The organism is Campylobacter sp. CCS1377 (assembly GCF_040008265.1).
Lineage (GTDB): Bacteria > Campylobacterota > Campylobacteria > Campylobacterales > Campylobacteraceae > Campylobacter_D.
Map to the genome: position 1 here is coordinate 1,006,622 of NZ_CP155620.1, position 13,909 is coordinate 1,020,530.

Sequence of the window (13,909 nt, forward strand, 5' to 3'; positions counted from 1 at the left end):
AAACATTTTATTTTTAAGGTATTACTACGCATTATAGAAATACCACTCACTTGCTAAAGCAAGTGAAATTTTTGCTTGAAAAGATTAAAAATCCTTCATATATTTTTCCAATGCTTTCATAAGTAAATTTTCAAAAAGAATCTTATCTTCTTTGATATTATTTTGCAAAGCAGCTTCAAAATATTTAATAAACATATTCTCTTGCATCTCTTCAAATATTGGACTATATAATTCTTTGGCAATTAAACTTATCGCTACAAGATTGAGTAATTGTGTTGATTTTACCAAAGGAATATTAGCCATAATGCTTTCTAAATCTTTAATATGAAGGGAAGAGTATTCGGTATTGAGTTTGGCACTTTTTTGTTTGCTTTTTAAATCTTTAAACATTTTTGTTAAACTTTTTAAAATATTTTCATAATCCATTTGATTGGGATCTTTTTGATTAAATTCTTTTAAAACTTCAATGTCGCTTTTTTCTTTTTCGATAAAATCATAATTATTGTTATTTGTTATAATATCTTGCAATTCTTTCTTTTCATTAAATTCAATGCTAACTTGCCCTCTAGGTTTTATTATTAATTCATCAAATTCTTTATGTTTTGGAATATCTTGTAATTGTTTTTTATCTTCTTTTAAATGTTCTTCAACGCTTTTTGCATCAACAAAACAAAATTTAATATCCCCTATTTTAAAAATATCCCCTTGATTTACCATTGTTTCATAACCACTCGCCATTTTAGAAAAAGAACCATTGTAAAAAATTTCAGAATCCTCAATAGGACTTAAAGTAAAACAACCTTCTTCATAAGAGATCTTAGCATGTGCTGATTTGATTTGTCCCAATTTATCTTGAACACAAAAAGCACAGTCACTACCACTTCCAATAATACCACCTTTTGTGTCAAATACTTCAGCCTTTCTTTGACTTTTACAATCTTCGTAATTTTCTATAATAATCCCGAGTTTAATTTCTTCCATAGTCATTTTTACTTCCTGTCAGTTTTTCAGTTATTCCAAAATCATTTAAAATATTTATTATATTATTTAAATCATTAGCTCCATTGATAATTCTAAAATCAAAATAAAGATTTTTGTTATCATTAAAAATGATACTATAAGTCCCTGTATTGTTTTTGCTTTCCTTAATGAATTTATACCAAGCCCATTCGCCTTTATAAATTTTTGTATGATTTAAATTATTATTAATATAATTATAAGCCACAAAATACAAATTCGTGCCATTATTAAATTCATCTACTATAATTTGCAAATTCTGATTTAAAGTATGATCGTATTTTATATTTTTATTTTGATAACCTAGCTCTATAAAAGAAAAATCTGCACTTAAATCAAGACTTTGGATAGTAAAATTCACCCTTAAATTATCATTGGCACTAAGCATAAGATTTGAAAGATTGGCTGCTTTGGTGATAAAATCTAAAAAATCTTTAGAGAAATTTAGTTTTGAAGCAAATTTCGAATTAATAGAATAAGTATTTTTTCTCTTAATTAAAACATTATTTAAATACTTTTTATGAAAATTGTTCAAAATTCCATTTCTTCCAAAAAAGCTTTTAAAACTATCTATACTTAAATCATCGGCACTGCTTTCTTTATTAAAAGGATAAAAAGGAGCAATATCATTGATAAAAGGAGTATATACTTCATTTGCCCAAGCACTATTAAACAAAGAAATACCATGATTTTCTATAAATTTCCAAGAATATTTAGAAAGTTGATTGTAATATCTTTGTAAATCACTTGGCAAAGCTTTAATATGAATATCAAACGCCATAAAAGCATCATTGGTGTCTTTATTATTACCCAACGCGTAAGCAATTTTTTCTTCTATACTTTGATTATTATTAGCATTAAAATCAATTATTTTATTGCTTAGATTACTAATATCCATATTAATTGTAGCCAAGATCTTTTCTTCGTTTGAATTTTTACCCACTTCAATATTTGCAACATTTAAAAATGCATCTTTATTCACAAGCTTATGATAAGCAGAAAAAATATTAGTAACATTAGCAAAATTAGCTTTAATCTCTGCGGCATTTAAACCTAAATTATAAGCTTGAGTGAGTAAAATAGCATCATTTAAATTAGTATTTGAACTAATAATTTTCAATAAAGCATACAAAGGATTTTCTTGTTTAGACAAAATATCAAGTTCATTAAGCATAGCTTCTTTGGTGTTGTATTCAAGAGGATTTAAAGAAGCTAACAAATTTTGCCAAGCATTTTGATAGGCATTAAGATATAGCTTTAGTATTCCCATAGTAAGTAGTTTTTTATTTTCTTGAATAGGGCTATTTAGCATCCAAGATTCGATATTAATTACATTTTCAATTTGCCCATCTAAATTTTTGAGAAAATCCATCATTCCTATCTTGGTATAGATTTTGTCTATAGAATTTATTTTAGAATCTTGTGAGAAAACGCTATTGGCAGCAAAACCTATATCATCTTTTATAAGGTAAAGTTCTTTTGGCTTATCACTGTTTAAAAATTCAAGTAAGATATAAATTCTTTGTACTCTACTTAATGTTTGAAGTTTTTTTGTTCCCAAATTAATGCTCGCCTCATCTTCTTTGAAATTTTGTAAATTAATTTGCTTAAGTTCGTCTATACCGCTTAAAAAACTATCTTTTGAAATAGAGTACTTGCTTAATTTATCCCAATTTTCGTTAATCCAAATTTTGAGCAATTTTTTATTAAAATACTTTTGTTCAAATAAAGATTTATAAATATATAAGGTTTTAATTAAATTATTCTTATCTTCATCTGCCTGCAAAGTATTTTCCATTTCTTTAAGTAAGGTATTTTTTAAAACATCTTCGCTAAGTTCAAAATAAAACTGCCTTGCTTCCTTGAATCCCTTATATGAAGTATCAAGATTAAAATATGCAAAAACACTCTCATTTTGCCAAAGCTTAGGATAAGCATTTAAAGTATTTTTTAAATCAACAAGAAGTTTTGCTTTTTCTTGTATATTTAACTTATTGTAATTTTGATTTTCTAGTAAAACCTGCAAAGAAGTGAAAGTATTTTGACTTTTATCAAATTCTTGATTATTTTTAGTGATAAAATAAGAAGATATAGCAAAAGTTCCCACACTTACAAATAAAATTAGTGCTAATAAAGATAATTTTCTAGCATAATTTCTCATAGAACTTAAAGAATAATCTTTAAAAATAACATCTTCAAGCAAAGATTTTACAAAATAACTTTGCTTGTTATAAATTGCATTAGCTTTTGAAAGAGTTTTTTTAATACCATATCTATTACACACAGAATCGAGTAAAAAATTTCTCGGAATATTCTCTTGATATGCACTAACAAAATAAATCCCCCTAAAGCAAGAATTATTTTTCAACTTATTTTCTTCTTGCATTTCCAATATAAAATTTTTAGCTAATGCAAATAAATTGTCAAGCTGTTTTATAAAAAAATAGCCTTTGTTTTTTTCCTCTAAACTATAAATAAAACTATTTTTACTCATAAAAGATTGCAACAACGAATCACTTAATTCTTTAAATTCTTTATTTAGATACTCCTCGCTTAAAGTTTGATTGAAAGATAAACCTAAAATTTTATCAGCTATTTTTTCATTAAAAATACTGAAATATTCTTTCATTCCCTCAATCAAATCAAGTTTTGAAAATACTATATAAATAGGCAATTTTAAATTAAGAGATTTCTCACACTCATTAACTCTTTTTGTCAAATAACGAATAAGATTTTGAGAATATTCTTTTGTATTATTAAGAAAAAGAATAGTATCAATAACCAAAACTATTCCATTTAGCTTGCTGTGAAAAAAATTTTTATTAAGAAAATTCAAAAAGCTTTTCCACACATTTTTTTTAATTAAAAAATCCTTATTTTTTTCTAAATCATCCTCAGGCATTTCATCACTGCTTGTAGGTTTAAAAAATTCTTCTTGAGAAAAATAATTCCCTTCTGTATCCAGCAAAGCTCCGTTTTTTGAAATATAAAGTGCAAAATTTCTAGTAGATTGATGAAGTTTTTTGTAAGATTCTAAGCTATCACTAAGTGGATATTCAATATTAGAATAATTAATAAAAGTACTTTTTCCAGCACCCTCGTTTCCTATAATTATAATTAAAGGTAAATTTTTAATTTTTATATCTTTTTTCCAAGTCTCTTTCGCATCTTTAAGTGAAATAAAAAAATTTCTTTTTGCCTTAAAAGTAAATTCATTTGCCTCTTGTTTAAGCATATGTAACTTAGCTCTCTTTTCACTCTTTAAAGAAGAAATAAAATTAAGAATAGGTTTTAGAAGAAAAAAGAAGAAAATAATAAGCCAAATAGTAAAAATGATACCAAATCTTAAATAAGCACTACTGAAAATATAAACATCATTAAAAGCAACCAAAGAACCCCAAAACCAAAATAAAATACTAAGTATAAAAATACAACAAAGTATAAATGATGTTATAAATGGTTTTGAACTCATAAAATTAAAAATTTTTTGAAACATTTTTGATTATTCCTTATTATTAATATAAAATTAAAAATTTTATAATATTTTACAAAATTTTTTCATAAATTTACTTAAAATATAGTATACTTTATTTAAACTATGAAATTTAATTTCAAACAAATCAAAAGAAAGGAATGTCAATGGCACAACCAGCTTACATTAAAATCGAAGGTTCAACACAAGGACTTATCTCAAGTGGTGCTTCAACAGAAGCTAGTATAGGAAATCGTTACCAATCAGGACACGAAGATGAGATTATGGCTCAAGAAATATCTCATATTGTAACAGTGCCTGTAGATCAACAAAGCGGACAACCTTCAGGACAAAGAGTTCATAAACCTTTTTCTTTTACTTGTTCATTAAATAAAGCAGTTCCTTTGCTTTACAATGCACTCACTAAAGGTGAAAGACTTCCAAATGTTGAAGTTCATTGGTTTAGAACATCTACTAGTGGTGGAGCTGAGCATTTTTTCACTACAAAGTTAGAAGATGCAATCATTACTGATATTGAGCTTATAATGCCAAATGCAGCAGATGCAAACAATCACGATAAAACAGAATTATTTAAAGTTTCAATGAATTATAGAAAAGTCATTTGGGAACATAATGTTGCAGGTACTAGCGGAAGCGACGATTGGAGAGAAAATAAAGCTTAAATTGTTTACTTGCCAGTGAATAATTTTACTGGCAATCTTCATAAAATCTTACCAAGCTATACTTTCTGTAATTCTATAACTTCATTTATTTAATTTTTAGCAAATTTTAAACAACTCTCATATTTTCTATGTTAAAATATTACAAATTTAATAAACTATAAATATTTTATATTAAAATTTCACAATCCACCCAAAGGAGCAAAAATGTCCCTAAATTCCTTTATGAATCTTAATATTTTAAATCCTAATTCCCCTTCAAGTCCCCTACCCTTTACAATCACTAAAGCCATTATTAAAGAAAGTCTTGAAGAGCTTTTTTCTATAGAATGTGAAGGCTTTTTTGAAAGCTTAGAACAAGATTTATTTTCTTTAAATACTTCATATTCTAATCAAAGCACTCATGATTTAAATTTCCATCCTAATGTTTTAATTGATAAAGAAGCTATTTTAAGCATTAATAATCCTTATAAAAACAATACTTTAAATTTTGATATCAATGAGGTAAAAAACTATAAAGGCATTATCACTTATATAAAATATCTAGGTATTAACAAAGAAAGTACTTTAAATATCAATGATGCAAGCTCTATGATTAAAAGTATAAAACACAAGCATTTTTTTTCTTTTAAACTTGAGTCACCTTTAATAAGACTTTCTTTAAATAAAGCAAATCGAATTTATACTCATACTAATATTATAGAAGTGATTAAACAAAGTCTTAATTTTTATCAAGGTATATTGCATAAAGAAATAGATTATTCTAATATACATTTTAATTATGAAACTAAAGAACTCATTTCTCAATACAATGAAAGTGATTTAGAATTTATTACAAGATTAGCTCATAATAATGGGATATTTTTTTATGAAGATGAAAACACTATTTATTTTTGTGATGTGTATAAAAATACAAAAAGCAAAGAAATAAAATACAATGCTAATGTCAATAATGCTTTAAATGAAACTTGTATTTCTTCCATCTATAAAGAACAAAGCTTAAGAACTAATTCTTTTACACATTCTAGTATTAATGCTAATACCCCTTTACATCTTTTATCTTTACATTCTAGTAAAGTTCCTTACGAACAAGAACTCAATAATAAAGCTTATTATAATGAGCATTTTTATGAGAGTGAATATTCTTTTACAAGAAGTATTGATTTAAAGACCAAACCTACTCTTAAAGAAAAAAGGGCCTTGGTATTAAATGAAAGCTTACTAGCAAGAAGCAATGTCTATCATCTTAGTTTAGGAGATTTTATTGCTTTAAATTATGATGAGTTTAATCTTAGTGGATTGAGTGATGAAGATACAAAAAGTCAAGATAAAGAAAAACATGATAATACTTCTTTGCTTAAAGACTTTATTATTATTGCTAATACTCAAATCTTGATTGATGATGCTATCTTAGCTAATTCTGTTAATACTAATGATCATTTAGATTTAAAAGATTTAAAGCTTAGCAAGTCTTATTCTAATACTTTAACTTTATTAAAAAAGAATATTATCTTCACTCCAAGCTTTAAAGCTAAACCTAAAGCTCCTAATAGTACTCAAGGAATTGTTATAGGAGAAAGTAAAAATATAGAAAGTGAAAGAAATACTATTTATACAGATGAATATGGAAGAGTAAAAGTAAGGATTAATCTTTATGCCAATCAAGAGGAATTAGATAATGATACTTTTATTACAAACCATACAAATACTCATGATAATATAAACAATACAAATTCTTCTTCTGATTTATCAAGTCATACTTATAAATCTTATCATCATACTCCTTTTTTAAGAGTAGCAACAAGTATAGCAAGCAATCATTCAGGTTTTTTTCATACTCCAAGAGTTGGAGATGAAGTGATTATTTCTTTTTTAGATGATGATATAGATAAGCCTTTTATTAGTGGAAGTTTGTATAATGGGACTAATCCAAGTTTAGTTAATCTTCCTTTTAATGATCATCAAACCTCCCTTTCTTCTAAAACCATAGGCACAAATGAAGAAGGTTTTAATGAGCTAACTATGTCAAATATAAAAGACAAAGAACAAATCTATTTAAAAGCCCAAAAAGATTATGATGAATTAGTGCAACATAATTTCACTCAAAGAATTTTAAATGATAAAGATTCTATGGTAGATGGACTTTATAATGAAAGGATTAAAAAGGTTCATACTCAAACCATAGATTTGGCTAAAAATGTCAATGTGGGAGCTGAATATTTAATCAATGTGGGTTTATCTAAAGATACCATAGTAGGATTAAGCAATACCTTAAATGTAGGAGTAGATAATAAAGTAAGAGTGGCTAAAAACTCTCATGAGTTTGTAGGGGAAAACAAAGAGATAGAAATAGGTGCTAATCAAAATGTTATTATCCATAAGGATGAGATAAGGAATGTGAAGGGAAATAAAAAGGAAGTGGTTGAGGGGCATTATGATATTAATGTCAGCGATAAAATGCAAGTGTTAAGCGAAAAAGAGATGGATTATAAAAGTAAAGACAATATTCTTTTTACAAGCAATGAATCCATAGGATTTGAAAGCGATAAAAACACAAGTATGGTGGCTGATAATATCACCACTTATGCAAAAACCACTCACGAATTAAAAGCCGATAGCGAAGCAACCGTGAAAGTAGGAGAAACAATTATCAGTGCCAAACCAGATTGCATTATCATCAAAGCAGGTGGAGTAGAAGTAATTATAGATTCTAATGGACTTGTAGTTAAAGGTGGAGAGATTAAAGCAGAGTAGATAAGGGAGAAAAGATGAACAAACCTTTTTACAAACTTAAAAGATTTTATATACCTTGTATTATATTGATCATAATACTTGCTGTGCTTGCAAAATTACTTTATTCTCCTTTATATACGATTTATTGGGAAACAAATCATCGCTTTGAAAAAGAACAAGAATTTAGAATCATTGAAAAAATGACTTTAAACCCAACTCATAAAGACATGATTAAAATTGTAGATGATTATCAACCTAAACTAGAAGATTTTAAAGATTTAAATGCAAAAATGCAAAAGGCTATTTTTGATTTTAAGGTAGCTAAATTCTTTGGATTTGAGGATAGGTATTATCAAGTTTCTCTTAAAAATTACGCTGATACATTTTACTTTTTAGTCGGTAGTGAACGATTTTTTTTTCTTTACCTAAATTTCATAAGCAATTTAAACTCAAATGAAAAACAAAAATACCTAAGCTTAAAATCTTCTACTAGAGATTTAGAAAAACAAATCTTTGAAGAAAAACTTAAATTTATAAAGCATTATGAAGAATTTTATGATCATTTAGAGGGTATAGGTTATTTGGATAAGGGAACTGAATATAAAAATGCAGCAATTTATTTAAAAATATCAATTCCAAGCTCTTTTTTGCTTTATAGTAATCAATTATGCTCTTTTAAAGATAGAAACTTAATGTTTAATCAAATAAAGAAAAGTTATACTATATTCATTAACTTAGATCCAGATGGCTCAAAACTTTTCGACAAGACATTAAAAGAAAATTTTAGGAATTATCGTAAGGATATATCACCTTTTCTAGAAAATACAATAAATAAAATTCAAAAGGCTTTAGATGAATGCAAATGAAAATAATACTAGTGTTAATAATGAGAACAATACCACTAACTTTGAAGAAAGCATAAAAGAAGCTTTAAGAGAGGGGCAAGAAATTGTAGAAAGTAGTAGAGAGATTAGTGAAAGTATAAATAACTTTTCAAAAGGAAGCAATAAAGCTTTTGACCTTTCCCCCAACTCCCCCGCCAAACAAACTATACAATCTTATATTCAAAAAGTTCAAGTTATTACAGATAAGGTAGACAATAGATTAAAATTTGTTGAATATACTCTAGAATATATTAACAATGGCGATATGATTCAAGTCTTATTAAAACTAGGAAAAGAAACTTTAGAAGATTTTGCTTTTAAAAAAGGCTTAGAAATTTCCAAAGATATAGCACTTATTGTAATGAAATCTGTACCCAAAGGCAAAACTCCTTTAGGTATTGTTATTTTTACTGCTGGAGGTATAGTGTCTTATTTCTTTGCCGATGAAATTGAGGATTTAGCAAAAGAATTATTTTTTAATAAAAATAATATATTTTATCGTATCGATAAAGCTATTGAGCAATTTTTCGCACCTCCTATGAAATGTCCAAAAGGTTCAGAATGGCCAACTGGAGGATGTCAAGGATTTGATGTAATCTTCAATCAAATGCAAACAACCCTTGGAAAATCCCTCTTCACCCCACACCCCTACCCTAGCTATTCTAAAGAATACGAATTTGCCCTAGCAAAGAAAAAAGAGCTTGCGGATAAAACAAGCATAGCTTCTAAAACTTACAGCTTTATGGATGAAGAGTATTTAAAAAACATACAAGATTTACAAGAACAAGAACAAATCATCAATCAAGAAGAACAAAAATATCAACTTGCTTTAAAATTTTATAAAGAAGATAATAAAATCAAAAATGAAATTTTTAATTCTTTGTTTAAAACCTTAAATGAAAATCTAAGCTTTCAATTAAAACAAGAAAGAAATACTTTTTTAAATCCAAATCAAAGTTTAAGTATTATCGCTACTAAAAAATACTCATTAAAGACTTTAAATTTACAAGATATTGATAATATCAATATCGATTCAGAATTTGCTTATTTAAGGGCTTTGTTTTTATGTGAAAGTTTTTTAGTTTTAGATAACAATAGCGAAGCTTTACTAAATGAAAAAATGGCTAAAGAAACTTTAGAATATGATGAGGATGAATATATTCTCTTTATTCTCCACAAAAGCAAACTTAACGATACTTATTTAAAAGCAAGAAAAGAACTTTATAAGAGCATAAATGAATTTAAAAAGCTTGGTTTTAAAGATTTAGAAAATGCTTATCAAGCTTATATCAATTCTTTGATTGTAAATGAAGAAATAGATAAAGATGAAACAATAAATAAAAACGAAAATTTAAATCAAGAAAGTGATATAAAAGAAAATACAAGCAGCACAAAAGAACAAGATTTTAATCTTTTATCTTCTCATTCTAAAAACCTAAATCATTTCATCTTAGAAAATAAAGATAAAAATAAAAGAATTATCTTTTTAAATAATGCTTCATCGATGTCAAATTTAATCCATATTTATGATAATCATTGTGATGTGTTTATTAAAAATGAATCTTTGCTTGATATTAAAAGAATAGAAAAAGAATATGATATCAAATTTAAAGAATTTAACACAAGGGTATTTTTTTATGAAAAGCTTCTTTTAGGTGCAAAAGAAAATAATGAGTTTTCATTTGAAGATAAAGAAGAAAATTCGCTTTATCATTTTAAATATGATAAAGAGGATTTGAATTCTTTAGGTGATTTAAGCATAAAATATAATAACTACAATGCAAGGATTAAGAATTATTCTTTATTGGAAGAAAGTTTAAATATTAAATTAAAACCCAAAGAGCTTAAAAAAGAAATTGCCTATAAGGATACAAGTTTTAATAAACTCTCAAAAGAGCCTTTAAACAACTCTTCATCAAACCCCAAAGAACCCTGCTTTATCACTTTATATTTAAAAGATGAACACAACAGACCTATTACTAATGCAAAAATTATCATAAAAGGCTTTAAACATAATGAAGCCTTAAGGGTAGTTAATCTAAAAAGACGCAGTGATGAAAAAGGCAAGATAAGATTTGATAAAGAAAAGTATTTTAGTGATTGTTATAGCTTTAAAGTAAAGCTTGATGAAAAAGAAGCTTATTTTTCTACTCCCTTACAAAATGCTAAAAGAATATTTAATAATTATACCCATCATAAAGAAGGACTTGTTCTTAAATTTAAAGCCAAAGATCATTTAGTTTATGATGGATTTAATCTCTATCATTATAAAGGAAATGAATTAATTAATTCTTATATGGCAAGAAGTGGTACTGCTAAGGCAGATAATGAAAAAAGAAGTAAAAAGCAAATTGCAAATTATTTTTACCAAGATGAAAAAGATACAAGTAAAGGTAAAAAAGCTTATTTTTATTATGATGATGAAAGTATTAAAGATAGATTTGGCACTTTGCCTGAAGGGGAGTATTATTTAAAGATTAATGAAATAGCTAAAGATACTAACCCTAGCTTTTTAAAAGATTATCCCTTTGATATAGGAAAAACTTGGGGAAAGTATTGTGTAAGATTATACAGCGATAAAGAATGCTCTAAAACCTCAAAAGAAATAGAAATAAAAGCAAGCAATGAAAAAGAAAATAAAAAAAGCAAAAAAGATAAAAAAGAACAAAGCATAATAAAAGATAATCTATATCTTTACTCTATCAATGAAAAAGGAGAATTTGGCAGTAGTGGTAGCATAGGTATGGCACAAGCACAGTTGTTAGAGGATTTAAGTAAGCAGGCTAAATTTATACTAGATGAGAAAGAAGGGATTATTTCTTTAAGGGTGGAGTATCCTAAGCAAGAAAAATCAAAACTTGATTTTGTAAAAGAAATAGAATGGGAACTTGATGAAGATGAAGATGTGGTAAGTGCTGATAAAAGCGTAAGAATCATTGTCGATGAAAAGGCAAATTTTGCACCAGGAACTTATGTAGAATGCGAAGTTGATGGGTTAAAAGATGATGCAAATATCGTTTGGGCTTTAGCTCAAATTCAAAACGAAGCAAGACTTCAAAGAATTTTAGAAGGCAAAGAGTATTTGGAATTTAAAGATATAAAGTTTTTAAAAGATGAAAGTAAATATTTTCATGAATGCTGGGAAATGGATGATGAGGAAAAAGATGAAGAATTTGAAAAAATAGGTTTTAGTTTACCGCTAACAAGGGCTAATGAAGAAGAATTTGATAAATACTATGCCTTAGTTTTTGCTTATGAAGATAAAAATAAATTTAAAAGACTTCCTAATTTAAACGATGCTTATAAAATCATAGATATGAGCTTTAGGGTTGGTTCAGGCAGAGATGATGAAGTAAAAGAATTATTTACAAGAGAGGAACTAAAAGCCTTTAATGTATACAATCTTAACCGACAAAAATCGATTGATAGTGTCGAGGAAGCAAATTGGTTTTTAAGAGCAAATTTAAAAAATCAAGAAAAAAGAGACTTTTTTACCTATCTTAGAACTTATCCTCAATTTGCTGGAAAAATTGCTTATATATACTATAGATTTGACTTAGTTAATAAAGAATTTTTAACAAGCATGGCAAAAAAAGACAAAGAAATTTACCTTCAAGATAGAGATGATAAATACATTAATACCATAGTTAATAAAATTTTACCTTCAGAATACAAAGAGGGTAAAAGCTTTAAGCAATTTCACACAGAGCTTTTAAACAACAAAGACAGAGATCTTAAAGAATGCAAGGATTTTCTAAAAGCCTTAACTCAAACTCTTTGTAAAAGACTTAATTTACCTTTAGAAAAAGTAGTCTTTTACAGTGAAAAGCCTAGTGGCTCTTTATCTTTTGGAGCCTATGAAGACAATGAAGTAAGATTAAATCAATACATTTTAAAAGCTTATTTTAAAGAATTTGCAAAAACAGTTTTTCATGAGTGCAGGCATTTTTATATAGAAAAATACTATAATCACAATATGGACGCCTTAGGCAGATATGTTTTTTATTCTGAAAAAGCTTATATTAATGAAAAAATTATTTTTGATAAATTCAGCAGAATTTGCATTCCTAGTGAAAATTATTTAGTGGGTTGTAATATAGGAGCTACACAAGATGCCTATGAAATTCAACCCAATGAAAGAGATCCAAGATATGTGGAAACTTTCATAGGTAGAAGCTTATAAGGAAAAAATATGAAAATTTTAAAAATACCTCTTAAAGATTATATTTCTAATATCAGAGAAGATAAAACCATTTATCTAGGTTTGCAAAGCGATATGAGTATAAAAGGACTTGATGAAGAGTATTTAAGAAAAGAATATAATCTCAAAAAAAATTTTAGATTCGAAACTAGCATTTATTTAGGCAAAATCATATTTAAAGAAAAAAATATTATCTTTGAAGCTTTTGATGTTGATGAGAATTGCTTTGAGGGACTTAAAGAACTTTACTTTAAAAATAACCCCGATAAAATTATAGATAATTTAGAATTAAAAAAGTATTTTTTAAAACTTTATCAAAATAACATTAACTTTTTAACTTCTTATATCAACGAAATCAATCAAACCTATGGCATTAAGCTTTATTATGTTGAAAATAAAAATTTAACTAAGAATGAATTGATTTTAACACTAGATGAAATGGTGCAAAAAAATGACTACGAGATAATAGATTTTAATGATGATTTGTTTTACTCTTATCTTGTATGGAGTTTAAGAAAATTTATCATTGCTTACGATATAGGTTTATATCAAGATGAAAATCATTTATTTTTTAACCTAGCTAGTTATAGGACATATGATAATCATTCTTTTTACATAGAAGCAAACAATAAATTAAATTTCAATCTCATCGAATTATTTTTTTCAAATATCTCTCCTTTAGAATACGCCATAGCTTATTTACAAAAAGAAGAAATGATATATAATGGGGCTTTAGAGCATTCTTTAGGAACTCTTCAAAAAACTTTAAATACTACAACTCATTTTCATAATAAATTTTACTTCAAACTAAAAGAAAGACCTTTTGAATATGCTGAGTATTTTAATACGATAAAATAATTACCCAAATATCACATATGATTTTATCTTTTTTAAACTGCCCTCATTTAAAGATTGATTTGCA

7 protein-coding genes are annotated in these 13,909 nt (G+C 26.4%); 5 read left to right on the plus strand and 2 right to left on the minus strand.

What is annotated here, in order from left to right; translation table 11 throughout:
• Positions 1–84 precede the first annotated feature (84 nt).
• Positions 85–987 carry an FHA domain-containing protein gene (locus tag AAH949_RS05205; protein ID WP_348518133.1) on the minus strand — a complete coding sequence of 301 codons (903 nt, stop codon included), beginning with the start codon at positions 985–987 and terminating at the stop codon, positions 85–87.
• Entirely contained in the window at positions 968–4,513 is a 3,546-nt protein-coding gene (gene tssM, locus AAH949_RS05210) for a type VI secretion system membrane subunit TssM (protein WP_348518134.1), read from the minus strand. Before tssM ends, AAH949_RS05205 begins: the two co-directional genes overlap by 20 nt.
• A gap of 143 nt (positions 4,514–4,656) precedes the next feature.
• Here tssM and AAH949_RS05215 point away from each other — a divergent pair, with 143 nt between their 5' ends.
• The 5 genes from AAH949_RS05215 (at position 4,657) to AAH949_RS05235 (ending at position 13,845) form a co-directional block, all read left to right on the plus strand.
• Positions 4,657–5,172: an Hcp family type VI secretion system effector gene (locus tag AAH949_RS05215; RefSeq protein ID WP_134239350.1), complete on the plus strand. Its 516-nt coding sequence runs from the start codon at positions 4,657–4,659 to the stop codon at positions 5,170–5,172.
• Between the two features lie 204 nt (positions 5,173–5,376).
• Positions 5,377–7,923, plus strand: a complete 2,547-nt coding sequence (locus AAH949_RS05220; RefSeq protein ID WP_348518135.1) for a contractile injection system protein, VgrG/Pvc8 family — start codon at positions 5,377–5,379, stop codon at positions 7,921–7,923.
• Positions 7,924–7,937: 14 nt separating this feature from the next.
• The gene (locus AAH949_RS05225) at positions 7,938–8,768 is read left to right on the plus strand and encodes a hypothetical protein (protein WP_348518136.1); all 831 of its coding nucleotides are present in this window, start codon (positions 7,938–7,940) and stop codon (positions 8,766–8,768) included.
• On the plus strand, positions 8,755–12,969 hold the full coding sequence (locus tag AAH949_RS05230) for a hypothetical protein (protein ID WP_348518137.1): 4,215 nt from the start codon (positions 8,755–8,757) through the stop codon (positions 12,967–12,969). Before AAH949_RS05225 ends, AAH949_RS05230 begins: the two co-directional genes overlap by 14 nt.
• A gap of 9 nt (positions 12,970–12,978) precedes the next feature.
• On the plus strand, positions 12,979–13,845 hold the full coding sequence (locus tag AAH949_RS05235; protein ID WP_348518138.1) for a hypothetical protein: 867 nt from the start codon (positions 12,979–12,981) through the stop codon (positions 13,843–13,845).
• The last annotated feature ends 64 nt before the right edge of the window (positions 13,846–13,909 follow it).

Excerpts from the sequence above, each read along its gene's own strand:
- AAH949_RS05205 (WP_348518133.1), bottom strand. The coding sequence starts at position 987 with ATGACTATGGAAGAAATTAAACTCGGGATTATTATAGAAAATTACGAA.
- tssM (WP_348518134.1), bottom strand. The coding sequence starts at position 4,513 with ATGTTTCAAAAAATTTTTAATTTTATGAGTTCAAAACCATTTATAACA.
- AAH949_RS05215 (WP_134239350.1), top strand. The coding sequence starts at position 4,657 with ATGGCACAACCAGCTTACATTAAAATCGAAGGTTCAACACAAGGACTT.
- AAH949_RS05220 (WP_348518135.1), top strand. The coding sequence starts at position 5,377 with ATGTCCCTAAATTCCTTTATGAATCTTAATATTTTAAATCCTAATTCC.
- AAH949_RS05225 (WP_348518136.1), top strand. The coding sequence starts at position 7,938 with ATGAACAAACCTTTTTACAAACTTAAAAGATTTTATATACCTTGTATT.
- AAH949_RS05230 (WP_348518137.1), top strand. The coding sequence starts at position 8,755 with ATGAATGCAAATGAAAATAATACTAGTGTTAATAATGAGAACAATACC.
- AAH949_RS05235 (WP_348518138.1), top strand. The coding sequence starts at position 12,979 with ATGAAAATTTTAAAAATACCTCTTAAAGATTATATTTCTAATATCAGA.